This is a genomic window from Nonomuraea sp. NPDC050790 (assembly GCF_044456745.1).
GTDB lineage: Bacteria > Actinomycetota > Actinomycetes > Streptosporangiales > Streptosporangiaceae > Nonomuraea.
Map to the genome: position 1 here is coordinate 114,770 of NZ_JBITGF010000017.1, position 22,001 is coordinate 136,770.

At 70.7% G+C, this 22,001-nt stretch carries 20 protein-coding genes; 2 read left to right on the plus strand and 18 right to left on the minus strand.

Annotation, left to right across the window (positions count from 1 at the left end; translation table 11 throughout):
* Position 1 precedes the first annotated feature (1 nt).
* From ACIBEJ_RS49730 to ACIBEJ_RS49760, 7 genes are read right to left on the minus strand one after another with little or no spacing between them, the layout of a single operon-like run.
* Positions 2-1,162 (minus strand): acyl-CoA dehydrogenase family protein, encoded by a 1,161-nt coding sequence (locus ACIBEJ_RS49730; protein ID WP_397190054.1) that lies wholly within the window; start codon positions 1,160-1,162, stop codon positions 2-4.
* On the minus strand, positions 1,159-1,395 hold the full coding sequence (locus ACIBEJ_RS49735; RefSeq protein WP_397190055.1) for a phosphopantetheine-binding protein: 237 nt from the start codon (positions 1,393-1,395) through the stop codon (positions 1,159-1,161). The genes ACIBEJ_RS49730 and ACIBEJ_RS49735 overlap by 4 nt, the downstream gene beginning before the upstream one ends.
* A 3-nt stretch (positions 1,396-1,398) precedes the next feature.
* Positions 1,399-1,641 carry a phosphopantetheine-binding protein gene (locus ACIBEJ_RS49740; protein WP_397190056.1) on the minus strand — a complete coding sequence of 81 codons (243 nt, stop codon included), beginning with the start codon at positions 1,639-1,641 and terminating at the stop codon, positions 1,399-1,401.
* Entirely contained in the window at positions 1,638-4,604 is a 2,967-nt protein-coding gene (locus ACIBEJ_RS49745; protein WP_397190057.1) for an amino acid adenylation domain-containing protein, read from the minus strand. The genes ACIBEJ_RS49740 and ACIBEJ_RS49745 overlap by 4 nt, the downstream gene beginning before the upstream one ends.
* Positions 4,605-4,664: 60 nt before the next feature.
* Complete coding sequence (locus ACIBEJ_RS49750) at positions 4,665-5,861, minus strand: ATP-grasp domain-containing protein (protein WP_397190058.1); 1,197 nt, start codon at positions 5,859-5,861, stop codon at positions 4,665-4,667.
* On the minus strand, positions 5,858-7,249 hold the full coding sequence (gene argH / locus ACIBEJ_RS49755) for an argininosuccinate lyase (protein WP_397190059.1): 1,392 nt from the start codon (positions 7,247-7,249) through the stop codon (positions 5,858-5,860). Before argH ends, ACIBEJ_RS49750 begins: the two co-directional genes overlap by 4 nt.
* Positions 7,246-8,262, minus strand: coding sequence for a cysteine synthase family protein (locus ACIBEJ_RS49760; protein WP_397190060.1), 1,017 nt, complete (start codon positions 8,260-8,262; stop codon positions 7,246-7,248). The genes argH and ACIBEJ_RS49760 overlap by 4 nt, the downstream gene beginning before the upstream one ends.
* Positions 8,263-8,366: 104 nt before the next feature.
* Here ACIBEJ_RS49760 and ACIBEJ_RS49765 point away from each other — a divergent pair, with 104 nt between their 5' ends.
* Positions 8,367-9,533 carry an MFS transporter gene (locus ACIBEJ_RS49765; RefSeq protein WP_397190061.1) on the plus strand — a complete coding sequence of 389 codons (1,167 nt, stop codon included), beginning with the start codon at positions 8,367-8,369 and terminating at the stop codon, positions 9,531-9,533.
* 5 nt (positions 9,534-9,538) lie between these two features.
* On the opposite strand, the gene ACIBEJ_RS49770 is transcribed toward ACIBEJ_RS49765, so the two are convergent.
* Positions 9,539-9,814, minus strand: coding sequence for a hypothetical protein (locus tag ACIBEJ_RS49770; protein ID WP_397190062.1), 276 nt, complete (start codon positions 9,812-9,814; stop codon positions 9,539-9,541).
* A 180-nt stretch (positions 9,815-9,994) separates the two neighbouring features.
* Positions 9,995-10,891: a MerR family transcriptional regulator gene (locus ACIBEJ_RS49775; protein WP_397190063.1), complete on the minus strand. Its 897-nt coding sequence runs from the start codon at positions 10,889-10,891 to the stop codon at positions 9,995-9,997.
* Between the two features lie 45 nt (positions 10,892-10,936).
* Between ACIBEJ_RS49775 and rplK the strand changes: the two genes are divergently transcribed.
* The gene (gene rplK, locus ACIBEJ_RS49780; RefSeq protein ID WP_397190064.1) at positions 10,937-11,362 is read left to right on the plus strand and encodes a 50S ribosomal protein L11; all 426 of its coding nucleotides are present in this window, start codon (positions 10,937-10,939) and stop codon (positions 11,360-11,362) included.
* A gap of 758 nt (positions 11,363-12,120) precedes the next feature.
* Here rplK and ACIBEJ_RS49785 read toward each other — a convergent pair.
* From ACIBEJ_RS49785 to ACIBEJ_RS49825, 9 genes are all read right to left on the minus strand, one after another.
* Positions 12,121-12,741, minus strand: coding sequence for a hypothetical protein (locus ACIBEJ_RS49785; RefSeq protein WP_397190065.1), 621 nt, complete (start codon positions 12,739-12,741; stop codon positions 12,121-12,123).
* Positions 12,738-14,216 carry an N-6 DNA methylase gene (locus tag ACIBEJ_RS49790; protein ID WP_397190066.1) on the minus strand — a complete coding sequence of 493 codons (1,479 nt, stop codon included), beginning with the start codon at positions 14,214-14,216 and terminating at the stop codon, positions 12,738-12,740. The genes ACIBEJ_RS49785 and ACIBEJ_RS49790 overlap by 4 nt, the downstream gene beginning before the upstream one ends.
* A gap of 6 nt (positions 14,217-14,222) precedes the next feature.
* On the minus strand, positions 14,223-14,891 hold the full coding sequence (locus ACIBEJ_RS49795; protein WP_397190067.1) for a hypothetical protein: 669 nt from the start codon (positions 14,889-14,891) through the stop codon (positions 14,223-14,225).
* A 733-nt stretch (positions 14,892-15,624) separates the two neighbouring features.
* Positions 15,625-16,944 carry a pyridoxal phosphate-dependent aminotransferase gene (locus ACIBEJ_RS49800; protein ID WP_397190068.1) on the minus strand — a complete coding sequence of 440 codons (1,320 nt, stop codon included), beginning with the start codon at positions 16,942-16,944 and terminating at the stop codon, positions 15,625-15,627.
* Positions 16,945-16,951: 7 nt separating this feature from the next.
* The gene (locus tag ACIBEJ_RS49805; RefSeq protein WP_397190069.1) at positions 16,952-17,470 is read right to left on the minus strand and encodes a CGNR zinc finger domain-containing protein; all 519 of its coding nucleotides are present in this window, start codon (positions 17,468-17,470) and stop codon (positions 16,952-16,954) included.
* 4 nt (positions 17,471-17,474) lie between these two features.
* On the minus strand, positions 17,475-18,365 hold the full coding sequence (locus tag ACIBEJ_RS49810; protein ID WP_397190070.1) for a cupin-like domain-containing protein: 891 nt from the start codon (positions 18,363-18,365) through the stop codon (positions 17,475-17,477).
* Positions 18,334-19,431 carry a low-specificity L-threonine aldolase gene (ltaE, locus tag ACIBEJ_RS49815; protein ID WP_397190071.1) on the minus strand — a complete coding sequence of 366 codons (1,098 nt, stop codon included), beginning with the start codon at positions 19,429-19,431 and terminating at the stop codon, positions 18,334-18,336. The genes ACIBEJ_RS49810 and ltaE overlap by 32 nt, the downstream gene beginning before the upstream one ends.
* A complete protein-coding gene (locus tag ACIBEJ_RS49820) occupies positions 19,428-20,339 on the minus strand; it encodes a hypothetical protein (protein ID WP_397190072.1) in 912 nt (303 codons plus the stop codon). The genes ltaE and ACIBEJ_RS49820 overlap by 4 nt, the downstream gene beginning before the upstream one ends.
* A 241-nt stretch (positions 20,340-20,580) precedes the next feature.
* Entirely contained in the window at positions 20,581-21,963 is a 1,383-nt protein-coding gene (locus ACIBEJ_RS49825; RefSeq protein WP_397190073.1) for an MFS transporter, read from the minus strand.
* Positions 21,964-22,001: the final 38 nt, after the last annotated feature.

Here is a 22,001-nt window from a genome sequence, read left to right on the forward strand (position 1 = left end):
ATCAGTCTCCGCCCGGGATGTGGAAGATGGTCTCCTTGAGCAGTTCCGAGGCGCCGTCGACCATGCGGAAGACGCGCGCCTCCCGGTAGGCCCGCTCCAGCCCGTACTCCTGCAGCCAGCCGCGCCCGCCGAGCGTCTGCATGGCGTCGTCGATGACCTCGCAGGCCGACTCGGTGGCGTGGAGCTTGGCGATGGCCGCCTCGCGCACCGCGATCCGGCCCTCGTCCAGGGCGCGGGCGGCCTGCCTGATCAGCGCGCGGGAGGCTTCGATCTTGACGTCGGAGCGCACGATGAACTCGCGGATGTACTGCTTGTCGCTGAGCCTGCCGCCGGCGATCCTGCGCTGCGCGGCGTGGGCGCGCGCGACGCCGAGCGCCCAGCGGGCCAGGCCGATCGCCCGCGCGGCCAGCGAGACCCGGCCGTAGGGCAGCCACTCGATGGCCATGCCGTTCGCGCCGCCGATCTGGCCGGGGCCGCCGAGCACCGCGTCCTCGCCCACTTCGAGCCCGTCCAGCTCGACCTCGTACGGGTCGTAGCCGGGCTCCATGCCCGGCAGCCTGCGCACGATCCGCCAGCCCGGCACGTCGGTGGTGAAGATGAAGAACGTCGGCCCCGCCACGCGCTCGTCCGCGACGTTGGCCAGCACGACCGCGGCGTCCGCGGTCTCCGCGTTGCTGATCATGAACTTGCGGCCGTTCAGCACCCAGCCGCCGGGCGTGCGGGTCGCGGTCGTGCTCATGGCCGACACGTCCGAGCCGCCGCTCTCCTCCGTCATCGCCAGGCAGCGCCGCATGCGTCCCTCGATCATCGGACGCAGCCAGCGCTCGCGCTGCTCGGGGGTGCCGCACAGCACGATCCTGCTCGGCCCGTCCGGGCAGGACAGGATGTGACGCGAGTACGGCAGGCCGCTCGCGGCCGCCTCCTCCCGCAGCTCGGCGACGACCAGCTCCGGCAGCGACCAGCCGCCGTACTTCTCGGGGAACTCGGCGGCGAACAGCCCGGAGGCGACCCCGGCGGCGCGGGCCAGCGCCCGCTGCTCCCGCTCGGGCCGCTGCGCCGCGTGCGCGCGCAGCCAGTCGAGGACCTCGGTGAGGATCGCCCGGGAGACCCACGGGTCCTTGAGCATCTCCTCCGGTGACGTCGAAGGCACGAAGTCGTTCATCGCCGCTTCTCCCGCACGATGTCGGAGACCGCGCTCACGTAGGCGTCGAAGCGCGGGTTGTCGAACAGCACCCGGAGCCTGGGCCGTACCTGGCACGACTCCTCGACCTTGGCGCAGATGGCGATGGCCTTCATCGAGTCGCCGCCGAGGCGGAAGAAGTCGGCGTCGTCGCCGACGGACACGTTGAGGCTCTGTTCCCAGGCGGCCCGCACGGCCGTGGTCAGCTCGTCCATCGCTCAGGTTTCCGCCTGGACGTAGCCGGCGACCCGCCCGGCGTAGCAGCCGAGGGTCTTGGACTCGAACAGCACCGAGACGGGGATCCTGACGGCGAGGTCCTCCCTGAGCGCGGCGGTCAGCCGCACGGCCAGCAGCGAGTGCCCGCCCGAGAGGAAGAAGTCGTCGTCCTGCGCGACCTGCGGGGTCTCCAGAACCTCGCACCAGCGCCTGCGGACGATCTCGGCGACCTGTGATTCGATCATCTGGCTTCTCCGTTCCGGTTGTCGCCGGCGGGCGGCCACGGCTGGTCCGGGTGCGCGCAGGCGTGGTCCAGCAGCCGGGTGAACCGCCGCTGGAGTTCGGTGACCACGTGGTCGGGGAATCGGGTGAGCTCGTGCTCCCAGCGCAGGGCGTACGCGCTCTCGGCACGGCGGCCGGTGCTCCTGCCGTGCTGGAGGCCGCGGTTCATGACGATCACGTTGAGGTCGGTCTTGCCACGGCCGTTGCCCAGCTCGCGCACGCTCGGCCGCCACTCGCCCAGGCGCAGCTCGGGCAGCGGCGAGTCGTGCTGGCTGAACATGATCGGGTAGAGCGGGCTCCTGGCCCCGGGGGCGCTGACCCTGAGGATCTCGGGCGTGGGCAGCCGCTGGTGCCGGTCGGCCGCGACGACCAGGGCCATCTCCTCGCGGGCCGCCCGCGCCGGGCTCTCGTCCTCGCGCCCGGCCCTGACCAGGGGCAGCACGTTCACGAACAGGCCGACCAGGTCCTGGGTGTCGGCGTCGCGGTTGGCGAAGCTGGCCCCGACCACGTTCTCCGCCGTGACCCGGCGGAAGACCGCCAGCATCAGCGCGTACGGCGTGACGCCCAGCCGGGCGGCCGTGGCCTCCAGCAGCGCCGAGCGCGCTTCGCCGAGCGGCTGGAGGCTCAGGTGGGTGCGCAGCTCGGCGGGCGGGTCGGAGTCGGGACGCCAGTCCTTCAGTTGCTCCCGCCAGTAGGCCCTGGTCGCCGCGCTGCGGTCGCCGTCGGCCCAGGCGCGCTGCTCCCTGGCCCAGTCGAAGTAGCTGAACCGGCTCTCCTGCGGCTCAGTGCCGTCGTAGGCGGCCTGCAGCTCGCCGAGGAAGACGCCCACCGACCAGCCGTCGTGGATCAGGTGGTGCTCGCGCTGGAGCAGGATGGTGCCGCCCGGGTGCAGGATCAGGTCCCAGCCGACGAGGGGGAAGTCGTCGTAGCGGAAGGGCCGGTCCACGAGCCTGGCGACCAGCGCCTCGACCTCGGACGTCGCCACCCGGTGCAGGGCGAGCGGGACGGTGTCGGGTTCCTCGCGCCGTCCTTCGAGCCCCGCGGCGGTGATCCGCCAGCGGCAGCTCAGCGCGGCCTGGTTCCTGAGGACCGCCAGCAGCGACTTCTCCAGCAGGGAGACGTCCGGCGTGCCGGGGCCTTCCAGGATCATCTGGTACTGGTAGCCCATGCCGCTGCCGGTCAGCTCCTCCAGGAAGACGACCGCCTCCTGTCCCAGGCTGCCCGGCCCCTCGTGCGTGCGCGCGGCCCGCTCGGGTACGGCGGCGCCGGGTTCGAGCCCGGCCAGCAGACGGGCCTGCTCCTGGAGCGGCTGGGAGAGGTTGAGCAGCCCGGCGGGGATCGGCGACCCGATCCTGGCCGCCACGCGGGCCTGCAGCATGATCAGGTCGAGGGAGCCGGCGCCCAGCACGACGAGGCTGTCGCCGGCGTCGCGCGCGCTGACCCCGCACGCCTGCCGCCAGTCCTCGGCCAGCGCCGCCTGGGCGGGATCGAAGACCGCGGGCCGTATGACGTGGTCGGCGGGGTCGGGGAGGGCGGCGCGGTCGAGCTTCTGGTTGGGGGTCAGCGGCAGGCTCGCCATGGGCACGACGACCGCGGGCACCATATGCTCGGGCAGCCGCTCGGCCAGCCGGGAGCGCACCTCGGCGGCGTCGAAGTCACCGCAGGCGTAACCGGCCAGGCGGGGGAAGCCGCGCTCCGGCTCCCACACGACCACGGCCGCCTCGCCCACGCCGGGGCAGGCGCGCAGTTGCGCCTCCACCTCGCCCAGCTCGATGCGGAACCCGCGGACCTTCACCTGGTCGTCGGTCCTGCCGACGAAGCACAGGTCGCCGTCGGCGCGCCGGCGCACCAGGTCGCCGGTGCGGTAGAGCCGCTCGCCGCCGCGGACCACGAAACGCTCGGCGGTCAGCTCGGGCCGCCCCAGGTAGCCGCGGCCGACGCCCGCGCCACCGAGGTAGAGCTCGCCCTCGGCGCCGTCCGGCACCGGCTCGCCGTCCTCGTCCAGCACGTACGCGGTCGTGTTCGCGATCGGCCTCCCGATCGGCGGCGGCAGTTCCGCTCCCGGCGCCACCTCGGTGCAGGTCGCCACCACGGCGGTCTCGGTGGGTCCGTACATGTTGAGGAAGCGGTAGCCCGCGTCCGGCGGCGGCGCGACCAGCAGCCGCTCGCCGCCGGTGGCCAGCACGCGCAGCGGCGAGCCCGCCAGCCAGCCGTGCTCGATGGCGAGCTGGGCCAGCGGGGTCACCATGAACAGCGCGTCCAGGCGGCTGTCCGCGGCCCAGCGGCACAGCTCCTCCGGCGACTTCCTCGCCGGCTCGGGAGCGATGCGCAGCTCGGCGCCGGCGACGAGGGCGCCCCAGATCTCGCATCCGGCGATGTCGAACCCGCTCGCCGCCGTCTGGCCGACCCGGTCTCCCGGGCCGATGCCCATGACGCCGGCGTACCACTCCAGGGTGTTGACGATGCAGCCGTGCTCGATCATGACGCCCTTGGGCAGGCCCGTGGACCCGGAGGTGTAGATCACGTAGGCCAGGTCCCCGGGTCCGACGCGCGCTGCGGTCGCGTCGGGTCCGGGGGCCTCGGGCCTGTGAGTCCCAGGGGCGTCGGCTTCGGAGAGGACCAGGTCGGCGCCCGAGTCCTCGAGCATGAAGCGCAGCCGCGCCTCGGGGTGGGAGCCGTCGAGAGGCAGGTAGGCCGCCCCGGCCTTCAGGACGCCGAGCCAGGCCGCGACCATCGCCGCCGACCGTTCCAGCCGGACGCCGACGATCGAGCCCGGACCCACGCCTTTCGCGCGCAGCCCCGCCGCGAGCGCCTCCGCCCGGCGGTTCAACTCGCCGTACGACGTCTCACCGGTCGAGTCCACGATCGCGATCGCGTCGGGCGAGGCCGCCACCCGCGCTTCCACCAGCGCCGTTACCGTCTTCACCACTCCTCCGTTCGCTGCGTTCACGGTGGTCGGACCGCCCTTCATCTCGCTATCGGCGCCCTATCGCGTGATGTGCGCCTTGAGTGCTTGAAGTCCTGTCGTGGCCGCCTGCGCGGCCGCCGGGCCCGTACGGGCCGCCGCGATCACGTGGCACAGCCGGTCCTGGAACGAGCGGCGCAGCACCACGTACTGGCCCGGCTGCCTGATGAGGCCGGCCTCGACCACGCCGGGCACGGCTCGCGCCTCCTCCAGGCCGTCGACGCCGGCCAGCGTCCCTTCCTCGCCGGCCACCAGGAAGCGGATCGCGGCCGCGCGCTCCCGGGTGGCCCGCAGGGGTTCGTCGCGGCCCGCCGCCTTGGCGACGGTGTGCCGGACGAGGTCGATCCCGGTGGCCTCCTCGACCATGCGCGGGATCATGCCGCCGGCCAGCCGGGGGTTGACCTCGACGATGCGGGGGCCGGCCGCGCCGTACCTGATCTCGACGTGGGCGGGACCCCAGCACAGCTCCAGCGCCTTCAGCGCCGTGTGCGCGAGCTCGCCCGCCGCGGCGCGCGCGGCCGGGTCGAGCGGCGCGGGGAAGTCGTGCCCGACCTCCACGAAGTACGGCTCCGCGCCGAGGTGCTTGCGCGTGACTCCGACGACCTGGTCGTCGAAGGTCTCGACCGAGTACTCGGCGCCGCGCAGGTATTCCTCGACCATGACCGCGCTCTGCGGCGGCAGCCCGTCGGTGTTCAGCACGTGGTCGGCGGCCGCCGCGACCTCGGCCTCGTCCTGGCACAGCCGGGTGGCGACCGAGCCCGACCCGGCGACGGGCTTGACCACGACGGGGAAGCCGATGCGCCGCGCGGCCTCGACCGCGGTGGCGGGGGTGCGGGCGGGGGCGAAGGCGGCGCTCGGCACCCCGGCCTCGCGCAGCACGGCCCGCTGGACCGCCTTGTCGCGGCAGGCGCGGATCGCGCCCGGGTCGGGGTGCGGCAGGCCGAGCCGGGCGGCCACCTCGGCCGCGGTCGCGATGTGGTACTCAGAGCTGCTGGTCACGCCCGCGATCTCGGCGCCGAGCCGGCGGCAGGCGGCCAGCACGAGCGCGGGGTCGGCGGTGTCCACCTGCCTGGAGTCCAGGCCGTCGGCGGCGACGTAGGGGTAGCGGGCGGGGTCGCGGGCCAGCACGACCGGCCGCAGCCCCATCTCGCGGGCGCGGGCGCAGAAGAGCCGTCCGGAACCGGTGGTGTTGCTCTCGACGAGCACGAACCAGCTCATTGCTGCTCCATCACCCTCGTCACGGCCGCCGCCAGCGTGGCGTCGGCCTCGGCCTGCGAGTCACGCCAGTCCAGGCACCAGCGGCGGTGCCGTACCCAGGAGGCGTAGGCGCGCTGGTACGGCTCGGCAAAGGCGCCGGGCCCGCCGCCGTAGGTCTGCTCGCGGACGACCTGGGCCAGGTCGAGGTCCTCCAGCGAGGTGACGCCCGCGTCGAGCGCCTCGCGCACCGCCGCGCCGACCCTGCGGTGCGCGGTACGGAACGGCACACCGTCCCGGACCATCCGGTTGGCCAGCGCGGTCGCGGTCGTGAAGCCGCCCGCGGCCCGCTCGGCCATCCGCCGGGCGTCCGGCCTGGCCCCGCTGACCACGACCTGGGCGAGCTGCACGGCCTGCTCGACGGCGGCCAGACCGGGCCAGACGCACTCCATGGCCTCGGTGCCGACCTCGATCGTGTTGGTGAACGGCGTGGCCGCCATGGCCGCCGCGGCCCCGGACCAGGCGGCGATCGCCCGGCCGGGCTTGGCCTTGAGGTGCTCCAGCAGGAAGGCGTTGCGCTTCTGCGGCATGGCGGAGCTGCCGCCCACCAGCCGGTCGGGGAAGGCGATGAAGCCGAACTCGGCGGTGCTCCACAGTTGCAGGTCGGTGGCCAGCCTGCTGAGCACGACGCTCAGCGCGGCGGCCGAGGCCAGCATGCGCAGCACGGCGTCCCTGCTGGCCACGGCGTCGAGGGCGTGCCTGCTCGCGTCGATGAAGCCGAGCAGGCCGGCGGTGCGCGACGGGTCGATGGGCAGGTCCGTGCCGGCGACGGCGCAGGCCCCGAGAGGGCACATGTGCAGCCCGCCTGCCGCGGCCGCCAGGGCGTCGATCTCCCTGCCCACCGCCCGCGCCACTCCCAGGAGGTAGTAGCCGTAGGTGATCGGCATGGCCGCCTGGAAGTGCGTGTACACCGGCATGACCACCGGCTGGTGCGCCCTGGCCCGAGCCAGGAGGATCGCCTCCAGCCGGATGGCCTGCTCGGCGAAGTCCAGCAGCCAGGCGCGGCACCGGAGCGAGGTGATGGTGGCCTTCAGGTCGTTGCGCGAGCGGCCGGTCTGCAGGACGCCGCCGACGTCGGGGCCGAGCCGTTCGATCAGGTATCCCTCGTACATCAGGTACGCGCCGCGCGGGGCCGGGCGCCCGCTCAGTTCCTCCGGGGTCAGGTCGGCCAGGCAGCGCAGCAGGGCCGCCGCCGCCTTCCTGTCGACGAGCCGCCGCTCCGCGAGCATCACCAGGTGGGCCCGGTCCACCTTCATGATCATCGGGAGTTCGTCGGGCGCGGCCGTGCCGTACACGACCTGCCTGGTCCTGAGTCCGAGCTCGCCGTGGATGCGCCCGGAGTCGTTGTTCACGACCCCACGACCTCGCCGTAGGAACGCCGTCCCCAGGCGAACCCGGTCCAGGTGGCGTCCGCCGCGGCCGCCAGGTCGACCATCTTGGGCTCCGCGGGCAGGAGCAGGCGGTCGTGGCGGTGCTCGGCCAGCCAGGCGTCGTCGTAGACGGTGTCCTGGTAGCGGTAGCCCTCGTCCGGCATCATCACGACCGTGCGCGCGTCCGGGTTCTGCTGCGCCCACCAGCGCGCGGCCAGGTACGCGGCGCCGCTGGTCGGGCCCATGAACAGGGCGTGGCCCCGATGCAGGTCGCGGGTGGCCTGGTAGGCCGCGGCGGCCGAGCACCAGTGGACGTCGTCGAAGACGCGGTGGTCGAGGTTGGCGGGCAGCACGCTCATGCCGAGCCCGCGCAGCTCCCGATGTCCCTCGGGCTGGCCGAACAGCACGCTGCCATGCGTGTCCACGCCGATCGCGCGGCAGTGCGGGTGGGTGCGCCGCAGATGGGTGACGGTCCCGCACATCGAGCCGCCCGAGCCCACCGGCCCGACCACGCAGTCCACCCGGCCGAGCCGCTCCTGGAGCAGTTCGGAGACGATCGCGTAGGAGCGCGGGTTGTCGGGGTTCGTGTACTGCTCGGGGCAGAAGGAGTGCTCCAGCCCCGCGCGTACCTCGGCCAGCCGGTTGAGCCGAGCCGTCTGGAACCCGCCCGGCCCGTCGCCCGCCTCCTTGGGCACCCGGTCCACGACCGCGCCCAGGTCCGTGAGCCGCCGGTACAGCCGCTCGTCGATCGCCGGATCGCTGACCAGCACGAGGCGGCGGTCCAGGTGCACCGCCTGCATCGCCAGCGCCAGCCCGAACGTGCCGGAGGTGGTCTCCACGATCACCGTCTCCGGTGTCAGCAGTCCCTGCTCGGCGGCCCTGCGCAGGATGTAGCGCGCGGGGATGAGCTTCATCAGCGTGAAGCACGCCGCCCACAGGTTCGGTCCCAGTCGCACCAGGCGGGGGTTCTGGTATGCCGCGGTCGCTTCTGTCAAGGCCGGCCTCCATCCCGTGATGAGGCCACTACGCCAAACGTCGCTATTGCCGCCCTATCGCCCGGCCATTGCACGACCGGAGATCTTCGTGAAAGCCTGCACCGGTGTCGCGCGCCTACTGGCGGCTGTGGACGTCATCCGCCCTGTCCAACCTCGCCGACGGCATACTCAAGGTCGCGCTGCCGCTGGTCGCCGTCCAGTTCACCCGCTCGCCCGCGCTCGTGGCGGGCCTCGCGGTGGCCGTGACGCTGCCCTGGCTCGTGTGCGCGCTGCCCGCCGGCGCCCTCGTCGACCGCCTCGACCGCCGCCGCGCCATGCTCGCCGCCAACCTGGCGCGCGCCACCCTCCTCGCCGCCGTCACGGCAGCCGTCCTGCTCGGCTGGGGCTCCATCTATCTCCTGTACGGCGCCGCCTTCCTCATCGGCGCCGCCGAGACCGTCTACGACACCGCGGCCCAGTCGATCGTGCCCCAGATCGTCCCCCGCGAACGGCTCACCCAGGCCAACGGCCGCCTGTTCGCCGCCGAGCTCACCGCCAACCAGTTCGCCGGCCCGCCCCTCGCCGGCCTGCTGGCCGCGACCGGAGCCGCCCTGGCCTTCGCCACCCCGGCCGCCCTGTGGCTGCTGGCCCTCGCCGCGCTGTTCCTCATCCGCGGCTCCTACCGCGTGGAGCGACCCGCCGAGCCCGCCACGCTCCGCGCCGACATCGCCGCCGGCCTGCGCTACCTCTGGCGCCAGAAGGTGCTGCGCCGCCTCGCCACGCTGACCGGCCTGTTCAACTTCGCGAGCAACGCCGCCACCGCCGTACTCGTCCTCTACGCCACCGGCCCGATGCGCCTGCCCGAAGCCGGGTACGGCCTGCTCCTCGGCACCATCGCCGCCGGGAGCCTGGTGGGCTCGCTGGTCGGCGCCTGGGTGGAGCGGCGGCTGGGCCGTACCCGGACACTCTTCCTCGCCGTGCCCGCGGGCACGCTGCTCATCGGCGCCCCCGCGATCACCACCAGCCCATACCTGGTCGGCGCCGGCTTCGTCGTCGGCGGGATCGGCATCGTGGTGGCCAACGTGGTCATGGTCTCGCTGCGCCAGCGCATCACCCCCGACGCGATGCTGGGCCGGGTCAACAGTTGCTACCGGCTGATCGCGTGGGGGACCATGCCGCTGGGCGCCGCGGCAGGCGGCCTGCTCGCCCAGCAGATCGGCCTGCGGCCCCTGTTCGCCGTGATGGCGCTGGTCGCGTTGACCGGGCTGGTCTGCGTACGCGGGCTCGACTGAGCCGCTCAGCTACACGAGATCGTCAGGGTGGCGTCGTAGATGCCGTTCTCGAAGGTGAGCGAGGAGTCGATGGCGTGGCACCGGTGCGCGCCGTAGCCGGCGGCGGAGGCGTCGGCGTAGGCGTTGGCACGGGCCATGGAGCGGGCGGGCGGAGGCTTGAGCCCGGAGCCGTGACCCGTGAACGTCTCGGCTGCCTGGGTCTGGGCCTGTGCCGGGATCGCGGCCGTGCCCAGGGCGGCGGCGGTGACGGCCAGGCCGACGAGGAGCTTCTTGAGTGACATGCGATGTCCTTTCCGGTTGATGTCACTCAGAAGGCGTTCCACCCCGTTCCCCACCGTGCCAACCCCACCCACCCCACGCCTTGGCCCCCCTCGCCGCAAGCTTCCCGCCTTGGCCCTTGCCGTGGGCCCGATGCTGGGGATCGGTTCGTCGGCGGATGCCGTTGGCCAGGTGTGGAGGGGTTATGGGGTTGTGGGGGGCAGGTGGCAGAGGGCGGCGCCGATCCACTCGAAGGCGATCGTCTGCTCCGACGGCCAGGGCGTCCCCTGGATGATCGAGACCAGCTCCCACTGCCGCGCCGCCCGAGGATCGTGTTCCTCGAACGTGCGCAGCACCTCATCCCGGGTCTGCCCCATGATCCCCAGAATCCGCCGGACGATCGCCGCCCCCTCCGGCGACCCGGGCTCCACCTCGCCCCGCGCGGCGGCCAGCCCCTCCCGCATGATCTGGACGTTCATCTCCGCCCAGGCCTCGAAGTCCCTGTCCCCCTCCCAGAATTCCCTGCTCTGCCGCCGCAGACTCGCCCGGTAGTCCTCGTCGGCCAGCAGATCGGCCAGTTCGAGCCACGCGTCGAGCTGAGCCGTGGTCGGCTCCTCCGGCAGTTCGGGAAACATGGCATCCCGCATCTGCGCCAGCCACGTGTGCCTGGCCTCGATGTCGCCGCCCACCTCGTCCACGAACTCGTCGAGCAGCATCCCCATCTCCACCGCCCCGATCCGGCTGAGCGCATGCAGCCTGCGCAGATCGTCCTCCGCCGGATCCCCCTCCCCGGCGAGCGCCGCCCTGAGCACCGTCCTGGTCCGCTGAAGCGACTTGAGCTGCGTCTCGACCGCCTTGAGATGAAGATCGAGTACGCTCCTCAGCCGCCGATCTCCCAGCGAACGAATCGTGGCCAGATCGACCCCGATCTCCCGAAGCGTGCGGATCAACTCCAGCCGCGCCCGGTCCTCATCCCCATATATCCGATACCCGGACGCCGTACGCTCCCGCTCCGGCAGCACCCCCGAGTCGGAGTAGAACCGGATCGTCTTCACCGACATCCCGGTCAGCTTCGCCAGCCGTCCGATCGTGTAGCTCATAATTCCCTTGAGTCTCCAGTTACTGGAGACTTTAGCGTACCCGACATGGCGAAGAACAAGGTGGCCAGAGTCGTCACCATGCACCTGGAGGCCGGCGGCGCGAACCCGGCGAGCGTGGGCAAGGACCTCGGCCCGCTCGGCATCAACCTCATGGAGTTCTGCCGGCAGTACAACGCCCAGACCCAGGACCGGCGCGGCTTCGTGATCCCCGCGGTCATCACCGTGTACGAGGACCGCTCGTTCGAGTTCGCCACCAAGCAGCCGACCACAGCCTCCCTGATCCGCCGCGTAACGGGCCTGCCCGGCGGCAGCCCCCGCCCCGGCCACGTCAGCGGCGGCACCATCACCCGCGCCCAGCTCCGCGAGGTCGCCCAGGCCAAACTCCCCGACCTCAACACCAACGACCTCGACAAAGCCGAACGCATCATCGCCGGCACGGCCCGCTCCATGGGCCTCACCGTGAACGACTGACAGCCTGCCCGGGAACAGCCCCAGCACCATCTGCATGTACTGGGCCATGACGAACTGCTTGCCCAGCATGAAGATCACGGTGACGGCCAGCGTGCCGAGCGAGACGGTGAAGCTCCGGCTGGAGAACAACGGAAGGTCCAGCAGGGGCCAATCGATCCGCCGCTGCCTACACCACGAACAGCACACCACCGTCCACCCCGGGCAACGCCGGCGGCCACCGGCCCCAGGTGAAGCCGTCCATGGCGATCTCCTTGATGCCGTACACCAAAGCCAGCGCCGCCACCAACGAACATCACCGCACTCGCCACATCCAGCCGTGCAGGCCGCGGATCACGGTGCTCCGGCAGCAGCAGAACCGACCCGAGAACCAGCAGAAGAACCATGACAGGTACCGAGAGCAGAAACACCGACCCCTATTAGAAATACTCCAGCAGCACCCTCCCACGGCCCCACTGCTTCCACCTCGGCCCGCCCGGCGGCGTCATCGAAAGGTAGGTGAGTCTCCTCACGTCTCGAACCCAATGGCCGAGACCCTAGGGACCGGCCTTACAAAAGCTCAGGACGCACCTCCAAGTAACGCGCCTGCAGGGAAGGCAGGAAACCGGCAAGCACCCCGCCACGCCCGCACGACACGTGACGCGTGCAGCAGACGCTGAGGGCATACTGCGCCCCGGCCCTTGAACGCCCCGCACGTCTCGTTACGGGCTCAGGATGACTGTCCGCCTGGCAGGCGGTGTCTCACCTCTCAGATTCGGCCCCTATGCGTCCTTCGCTGAACGCCCTGCCATCAAATGAGGCAGCAACCAGGCGTGCAGTCGCTCGGTCTCGGCGACCACCTCCCGATGAGCGGCGATCTTGTCCTCGATTGAGCCAAGGACGTCGTCGACCATCGACTGAACGTGGTCGGGTGCGAGCACAACAGGAAGGTCACCGAGCACTTGAGTGCTCAGGCTGGGGATGGCGGAAAACGGCGCGTGGGCACGAATCCAGCCGCGCGTCTCGGGGTGAGCCAGGTAACGGAGCAAATACCCAGAATTGATGGGCCGACTCAAGCGTAGTCGCAAACACGAAGTACCCAGCACCCACCCGTCCTGCTCTGCGCGAACGGCCGCGCCACGGCCCATATCGCCGGTCCGCACACACACCAGATCCCCAGTTCTGACCCGATAACGATGAAGTTCGGCGGCGGACTGGGGTGCGACGGCCCGCGCCGCCTGTGTCTTCACCGAAAACCAGCGGATCTCTCCGGGCGACAATACCGGCACGCCTCGCTCGCCGAGCGGCAGAAAAGACGCGGCAATTTTGGACGGGCCGGCCTGGATGTCGGCGATCTCCCGGAGAGGGACTCGCGGCCACTCCCGTGGAAATGCCTCGGTCATGGCACGCTCCCGATTACCTTCTTCAACTGTTCGCGTACACGGGCATCGGCCAGTCGGGCCGAACGCTCCGCGCGTTCCAGGGCGTCCATCCGTTCCGTGAGTGTGTCCTCAGCCGACGCCACTTCGCGGGCCACGTATTTGGCGGGCGTCAGATCATAGCCGTTCCGCTCGATCTCTTCTGGCGAGACAACTCTCACCCGGCCCCTTGGCCTGGTCGACACGAGCAACGAAATGTCATTCTCGCTGAGCACACGGCGAGGCCCGTCGGCGCAATGTCCGAGGTCGACTCCGTCCACCATGACGACGTTCCTGGTAGCAGCGTCGCGCCGCAGTACCCACAAGGTCACCGGAATCCCGGTGTAGGGAGCGAACAACCCGGCGGGCAGGGCGACAATCCGTTCGACCGCTCCGGACTCCACCATCGCGGCTCGGAGGTGGCGTTCTGCGCCACGGCGGAAGGTGGTGCCATTCGGCATCAGGATAGCCGCACGCCCACCCTTCTCGAGCCTCTCGTACGCCTCGCACAGCCAAGCGAAATCCGCGGTGGTCGCAGGTATGCGCCCGAAGCAGGAGTCTCGGGGAGCACTAAGCCGGCGCCCGAATGGAGGATTGGACAAGACAACGGAAACCTTGGTCGGTTCAGCCTCAAGTGTCGGCTTTTCGGCGATGTCCACAGGAATTCCCCGTAGTCCGAACAAGGCACGCGCCATAGCCGCAGACTCGTTCCCTTGCGCGCTGCCCTGAACTCGGTTTCCCACGACCTCTGCCGCCCCGGCCAGCAGACTCCCTGCGCCGCAACTGGGATCGAGGACCACTTCGCCAGCCTTGACTTTCGTGATCGACACCATCAGGTTGACGACTGAACGAGGCGTGTAGAATTCGCCCGTTGCTCGCGGCGCATGCTTCGACAACAATGCCATGAGCTTTTCAGCAAGCTCGGCCCATTCGACGTCGCCCTGGGGTGACGGCAGATCATCCAGCTTGGTGAGCAAATGTCTGAGCGAGGCGACGTCGTCCTTCACAGTGGATGGATCAACTCCATGAGACACGAGGAGACAGGCGATTGCGTCAGCGGGAGGGTTCGCCGCTTTCTGAATGAGCCTGTCCCAGGCAACTGGGTCTCGCAAGCGCTTCGCCAGCAGTTCGACGATTACCGCGGGTGTGTCGGCCAGCGCCAGAAACCCTGGCGCCTTCAGCAGTTCGGCCAACCGAACGGTCAACTGTTGGATCGCCGGATTCCGCGCGTCGCTGTCACCCGAAGGCCGATTGTCCGGCCGGTGCGGAAAGAACCCCGACGTTCTGATGCCGTGGGATTTCAACCAGCCCTCGATCTCCTCAGCACGGAAAAGACGCCGACCCTCCATTTCTATAGGCTGCGGGAAGCTATCCGAGTGTCTGCGCCGCCAGTTGCTGACCGCCGCACGACTGACGCCCAAGGCTCTCGCGATGTCGGCCGCTGATACGAGGTCCACCATGCCCCCTTAGAGACGCGGGGTGAGCAAGCCAGCGCAGACGTCGGCGCGGCGGCTCAGAACCTCGGCGACCCGATCCATCTGCGGCAGAACTCCGGCGGCCTCCGGCTCGACGTAACCGAGCATGCGGCAGAGTTTTGCGTAGTCAGCGGCGAGGTCACGGCTGTGAACCGGTTCATGGTGCATGATCCGATTCCGGAACAGGACGAGTGACGTCAGACCGTCATGCAGATCCCGGCGTGTCTCGGAGCAGTCATGGAATGCGGCATGCAGCGCCGGAACCCAGAAATGGCGGTCGTAGCGGCGGCTGATGAGGTAGACCCAGAAGCCGAAGGTCAGTTCGGCGACGATGTCGTCAGACACGACAAGCCGCCGAGAGCCCACATTGTCGGCGGCATGCTCGGCGGCCTTGCGGACGTGGCGGGCGCCATGCGACGACAGCGGCGCCGCCTCCCACCAGTTGGGACGACTGTACTTCACGCACAGTGCTCGATGGAACGCGTTGCGCAGGGAGACTTCAAGGAAATGCAGCGGCCCGTAGAACGCGGCGGCGGCTTCCAGATTCCAGTAGTAGAGGCGCTCGGCCTGAGCTGCGTCGGCACCAGAACTGCGCAGGTAGGGAGCCAGACGTGGATCAGACAGCGCCCGGCGCATCCACTGCGGCAGATCGGCGTTCATTAGGGCTCCTGGGCAGGCTCGGCCGGAACGCGACGTGATAACGTGAAAAGGTAAGCCCCGGGTCCGCCTCTGCTCACTGAGCATGCCGCCCGGGGCACGGCTATTTCCGGGCCCGGAATTACACCCTTCGCGGGAAGAGTAGACCTTGTGGCGCATGAGGAACAAGCGCATTGGCAATACTCACGTGGTGTTAACACCTAGCGGCCGGGATGTCGCCGGGCTCACGGCGCCTAGCGACAGGTGCAGGGTGCCTACGGTTTGAGAGCTCAGCCGCCGGTCGACTCGCACATCTCCTTCCGTGCCACTGATCATCGACAGGCGCTCAATGCTGGGATGTGCCGAAGCCTCATCCCTTCGACTTCGTTCACAGAGGCATCCGGCTACGGCCACGCCACGGACCCGCCTGGAGTGGTCCCGGGCGGTCCAGCCGCCTTCCTCGAAGGTGACCGTGTACGCGATGGGCTCGGCCACAACTGCCTCCAGTTCCCCAACCAAGCGATCCCACCGGGTACACGGTCCCAGGCTCCCGCCCTCGATGACCACGAAATTTGCGAAAGGCCAGGTGGTCCTGCCAGGGCGAAAGCGGGCGAAAAAGCAGTCCGACCGGAGGGAGGGCCGACGCGGGGTCGAGCCCCCGGCTCGACTGGAAGCAACGGGTGGAGCGCAGCGGAACACCATGCCTTTTGGGTGGGCTCCAACCGCCCAACCACTTGGCTGGGCCACGGGCGGGCCTTCAGCAGAACGTGTGGAGCGCAGCGGAACGCCTTGCCTTTTCAGCGGGACGGGCCGTGTGGTCGGTCAACGATGTGAAGGCGTCGCTCAGGGTGTCCAGGAGGCGTTCTATGTGGGGTAATGCCACTGGATCCGTACTTTCCAGGGCCAGCCATTGCTCCTCGTCGCTCTCGCCGTACAACATGCTGGTCGCCGCCCGGAACCGCAGGGCCGCCGGGTCGTCGCCGAAGTGGTGGCCGCCCAGCACCGCCACACCCAACCGGTCGAGGAGATGGCGTTCCAAGGTCTGGGAGTCCCTTATGCCTAGCTTCGCCAACCGTCCTCGCAGCGGCGTCAGGTCCGGGTATACGTAGAAGCCACCTGTCGGCGGGCGGCAGATCGCGCCTGTCCCCGCCACCACCTCGTGCACCGCCGCCGCCACCGCCCCGTGCAGCCTCGTGCTGGCCGCCAGGTGGCGCCTCAGCTCCGGCGGTTCCGACAGCGCGTACCCCGCCACCTCCTGCATGGGACCGGCCAGCGACGACCAGATCTCGCTGGCCAGGCCGATGACCCGGCTCTGCAACGCCAGCCCGTCCACCGTATCGGGGAAGCGGGCGAAGCCGATCCGCCAGCCGCCCAGCGCCAGGCTCTTGCTCAGGCCCGAGGTGACGACGGTCCGCTCGGGCACGTACTCGGCCGGGCTGGTGACGCGGTCGGCGGGGTCGTGGAGGATGTCGCGGTAGATCTCGTCGGAGATGACCAGCAGGTCCCAGTCCTCGGCGATCTCCGCCAGGCGCCGCACGACGGCGGCGGGCGCGTGGGTGCCGGTCGGGTTGTCGGGCATCGTGAGCACGAGGGAACGGGGTCGCAGACCGGCTCGTCGTGCCGCCCGCAACGCGGGGACGAGCCGGTCCGGGTCGGGTACCCCGCCGCACTGGGGCGGTGCGGACACGCCGACGACCTCGCGTGCGAACAGCCTTGCCTGTGGCTCGTAGGTGACCCAGCAGGGCCGCGGCAGCACGACGGCTCCCGGCAGCGCCGCCATCAGGGCGAGCAGGACGGGCTTGCTGCCGGGGGCCATGACGACCTGCTCGGCGTGGGTGCGCAGGCCGCGCCGGGTGAAGTAGCCGGCGGCGGCCTCGCGGCAGTCGCTCTCGCCGCCGATCTGGCCGTAGCGGTTCCTGGCGGCGCCGGTGCGCAGCCGGTCGGCGAGGAAGTCGGGCACGGGCAGCCGCGATTCGCCGAACCCCAGGTGAATCAGCGGCTGCCCGGCCCGACGTCTGCGGGTGACGAGTTCGTCGAGGGCCAGGTTGGGCGAGGGCGGGAAGGCATGGGCGCTCATATCGTCCCTAGGTCCGGCGACGTGCTCGGTGTGCCGCCGCGTGGGCGCGGTTTCCGCAGGTACGGCTGTCGCAGTACACCCGGCACCGGTTGCGCGAGGCGTCCACGAAGACCCGGGAGCAGCCTTCGGCGGCGCAGGTGCGCAGCCGGGCCTGCTCGCCGTGGACGAACAGGTACGCGAGCGCGAGCCCGCAGTCGGCGGTGAGTCGTTCGGCGACCGGCGCCTGCCCGGCTGTGGGGTCCAGGCGCAGCCGCTGGTCGTCGTGCTCGGACAGGCGCATCGTGATCGTGGTCTGCCCGAGCAGCTTGTTGAGGCGTTCGACGCCCTGGTCCGGCGCGGTGAACACGCGGTGGAACTCTTCGCGCGAGCCGCGCACGGCTTCGAGGTCGGCCCCGGTCAGCTCGTCGGGGTTGCAGACCTGGCGGCGTTCGACGAGCGCGACCAGGTCGGCGACGGTGGCGAGGGGGGTGTTGACCAGGTCGACCGCCGTGGCCAGCGAGCGGATCAGGTCTTGGCTGAACAGCATGGGGTTAGGAGATGTAGGTGAAGTACGACCGGAGCGCCGGCATGAGCGCCTTGAGCGGCACCCGGCCGTGGACGCCGAGGGCGAGCAGCAGGTTGTAGCGCAGGTTCTGCCGCGGCATGCCGTGCCGTACGGCGGCGATGCCGCGCAGGGCGCTGACCTTGTCGTGCCAGTCGATGTTGAACGACACCGACGAGGTGAGCGACGAGACCTGGTGCAGGGTGCCGGGCGGCATGTAGAACAGGTCGCCGGCCTGGACGCGCGCCTCCATGACGGGTACGCCGCGGAAGTCGGGGTGGCGGTCGTAGTCGGGGTCCTCGGGGTTCACCTCGGCCCAGCGCCAGTTGTAGGTGTAGCAGCGGTCGCGGTGCTCGTTGGCGACCATGACGAAGCGCTTGCTGCCGTCGAGCTGGAAGAACAGGTTGTGGGTGAGCAGGGTGTCGAAGTGGAGCGTGGTGACGGCCTGGGAGGGGCCGACGAAGAACTGCGGGAAGACGGACCAGTTGTCGCGGAAGAACTTGGGGAACAGGTGGCCGGGGAAGGGCTCCAGGTCCTGCCGCAGCTCGGGGATGAACGTGAGCAGCGGCACGTCGTGCAGGTACGCCGGCCGTTCGACGTCGTCGGATCCGCGCTGCTCCCAGGCGGTGACCGTCTTGGAGTAGTCGTCGAGCCGGACGGTCGTGGTCCTGCCCTCGGCCACGCGCCCGGTCTTGAGCCGGACCGGCAGGTCGGGCGCGATGGAGGCGAGGTAGGGCAGCGACCAGCGCTGGGCGGCGGGCAGGCCGGCGAGGGCGCCGGGCATCAGGACCGGCTTCTTGTTGACGTACTCGGCGTAGAACTCCTCGGCCGACAACCGCGGCCGGACGTCAACCGGCGAGTACTGGCTTGTGATCGGCATGGCTCCTCCTGGTGGAGTCGGTGAGGATCGAACGGATCACGTCGAGCGCGTAGCCGATGTCCTCGGGCTCGACTCCGTAGTGGGTCACGGCCCGGATCTGCCCGTGGCCGAGCTCGGCCAGCGCCACGCCCTGGGCCTGCGCGGCGGCGATGAACGCCTGGTTGTCCAGGTTGGGCGCGAGGATGCGGAAGAAGACCATGTTGATGCCGGGTTCCGCGCGGTCGACGGCGATGCCGGGGATGGTCTCCAGGCCGTCGGCGAGCCGCCGGGCGCTGTCGTGGTCCTCGGCCAGCCGGCCGCTGTTCTCCAGGGCGACGATGGCGGCCGCGGCCAGGACGCCGGCCTGGCGCATCCCGCCGCCGAGCATCTTGCGCAGGCGGCGCACGTCGCGGATGAACGGCCCGGTCCCGACGGCCATCGAGCCGACGGGCGCGCCCAGTCCCTTGGACAGGCAGAACATGACGGAGTCCGCGTAGCCCGCCAGCTCGGACACGGGCACGTCGGCGGCCAGCGCGGCGTTGAAGATCCGCGAGCCGTCGAGGTGCACGGTCAGGCCGTTCTGCCGGGCGAAGTCGGTGACCTCACGCAGGTACGCCGCCGGCAGCACCTTGCCCCCTCGGTGGTTCTGGGGGTTCTCCAGGCAGAGCAGCGCGGGCCGGGCGAACTGCGGGTCGTCGGGGTCGGGCGGGAAGGCGGCGGCGATCGCGTCGAGGTCCATCGTGCCGTCGAGGTTGTTGGGGACCGGGTGGTAGATCACTCCCCCACACACCGAGGCCCCGCCGGCCTCGTACACGTAGATGTCGGACTCCTCGCCGACGATGACCTTCGAGCCGCGCGGGCAGTGGGTCATGATGCTCGCCAGGTTGCTCATGGTGCCGCTGGGCATGAAGCACGCGGCCTCCTTGCCGAGGAGCCTGGCGGCCAGCGCCTCCAGCGCGTTGACCGTGGGGTCCTCGCCGTAGACGTCGTCTCCGAGCTCGGCGGCCACCATCGCCTCCAGCATCCGCGGCGAGGGCAGGGTGAAGGTGTCGCTGCGCAGCTCGACGCGCCGCTTGGGGGAACTCACGTGGGCCTCCTTGGCCTGCGGGCGGTGCGGAAGAGGTGGGAGCTTCCCGCCAGCGCGGCGCACTCGCCCATGGCCTTCCGCAGCTTGACGGCGAAGTCGGGGTCGGCCTCGTCGAGCAGGATGCCGAGCATGGTGCCGCTGTGCGCGGTGACGACGCCGAGGCCGCCGACGACGTCGCAGATGCCGAGGACGGCGCCGAGCATGCGCTTGGGGTGCAGCCGCTGGTGCATGGCGGCGCTCCTGCTGGCCACGCGGCCGATCTCGGCGGCGTCGCCGGCCGGGACCGCGACGCGCAGCGTGTCGAGGAGCCGCTGGTACTCCTGCCGGGCGGAGTCGGGGAAGCGCCGGTGGCCGCGGTTGAAGGCGACCGTGTCCACGCTGCCGCCCTCGTCGACGCCGACGATGGTCATGTCGGGCAGGTAGCCGAGGTGTTCGAGGAGCCGGACGTCGCGGTGGCGGAAGGCCACGGTGCCCGGGTACATCACGCCGTCGGAGGGCTCGATCGCGCGCAGCAGTTCCTCGATCTCGCCGGGCGTGGGCAGCTCGCCCAGCGCCCTGCCCACGGCCCACGCGGTGGCCACGAGGTCGGCGGAGGAGCTGGCCAGCCCCTTGCCGATGGGCAGATCGGTGTCGACGTGGAGGTCGCCGCCGCCGCGGTAGCCGCGGACCGTGAGCATCGAGCGGGCCAGCGACCTGGCCTTCTCCCGGTCTCCGGGCACCACCCGGATGTCGGTGGTGCGCCGGTCGTAGCGGAAGCGGGCGGTGCTGCCCGCCTCGATCGGCAGCGTGACCAGGAAGTCGACCTGGGGATCTGCCAGTGCGCCTTGGAGGAGTTCGCCGAAGGTGCCGCACGCCTGCCCGGTTCCGAGCGCCCCGGTGGAGGCCGGCACCTCTACGTGGATCGACACCTCTATTCCCACGGGTTGTTGGCGGAGCGCGATACCAGAAGCCGGAGGGTGCGAGTCAATTTGGCGGTGAACATGGCCTGCGTCTCCTTCGCCTCACCCGTTTTGGGCTGGTTCCTGTGGATCAACTGGCCTCAGGCTCAAGCGGGCGGGCATCGTCCCACTACCGTTTCGCTATCGCCCGGAACGCGCGGCGATAGTCGCAGGTCAGAGTGGGTTTCGGGGGGTTGGTTGCAAGATCCGGCTATCCGGTGCGGCGGGCCGTACTCCTGCTGCGGGCGAGGTCGAACAGGGCCGCGGCGAGCGCGACGGCGACGAAGGCGATCACCACCAGGAGCCCGTGCCGGAACGCCGAGGGCCACCCGTCGTGGAGCGCGCCGAAGAAGATCGACCCGGTGGCGGCGATGCCGAAGGCGGAGCCGAGCCGCTGTCCGGTCTGGAGTACGCCGGCGGCGCTGCCGCCGTTGACCGGCGGCACCTCCGACAGGCTGATCGCCTGGTTGGGCGCGATGACGAGCCCGCTGCCGAGCCCGGCGAGCAGGAGGGTGGGCGCGTTGGCCCAGCCGAGTTCCGGACCGGTGAAAATGCCGGTAACGACGATGGTGGCGGCGAGCCCGGCGATGACGACGGCCAGCCCGGCCGCCACGAGCAGCCGCCCCGCCCGCCCGACCAGGCGTCCGCCGGCGACGGCGGCCAGCGCGGAGCCGATGGCGAACGGGGTGATCGCCAGCCCCGCCTGGAGCGGGGTGTAGTGCAGGCCGTTCTGCAGGTAGAGGGTGTAGATGAAGAAGATCCCGGTGAAGCCGGCGAAGTAGAACAGGGCGATGGCGGCGCCGAGGCTGTAGGAGCGCTTGGCGAACAGGCCGAGCTGGATCAGCGGCTCACGCTTGTAGCGCCGCTCCCACGCCACGAAGATCGCCAGTACGGCCAGCGCGGCCGGCACCAGCAGCCACTTGGCCTGGCCCTCCCACTGGTGCTGCTGCACGAACGGCAGGAGCAGCCCGAACACCCCGACCCCGAGCAGCAGCACGCCGACGGGGTCCATGCTCTCCTGCCGCCCCTTCACCGCGGGCGGGAGCAGCTTCCAGGCCAGCGGCAGCAGGATGACGCCGATCGGCAGGTTGACCAGGAAGACCCATCGCCAGCCCGCCTCGTGCCCGAAGGCGGTGACGAGCGCGCCGCCGATCGTGGGCCCGGCGGCGGTCGCGATGCCCATCGTGGCGCCGAACGCGCCGAAGGCCCTGCCGCGTTCCTGTCCCTGGAACATCTGCTGGATCAGCCCGGAGACCTGCGGGTTGAGCATGCCGGCGGCGAGGCCCTGGACGAGCCGGGCGGCGATCAGGAAGTGCATGGTGGGCGCGAACCCGCAGGCGGTGCTGGCCAGCGTGAACAGGGCGACGCCGGTGATGAAGACGCCCCGCCTGCCGCGTGCGTCGCCGAGCCGGCCCGCGGGCACGAGCAGCAGCCCGAACGTGAGCGCGTACCCGGACAGCGTCCACTGCAGGCCGTCCTCGTCGGCCTGCAGGCTCTCCTCGATGGAGGGCAGCGCCACGTTGACGATGCTCACGTCCAGACCGGACATGAACGCGGCCGTCAGGCAGACACCCAGGGCGGGCAGTCGTCTCACGCTGGCCCCTTGTCCGCCACAGACCTGCGGAAACCTGA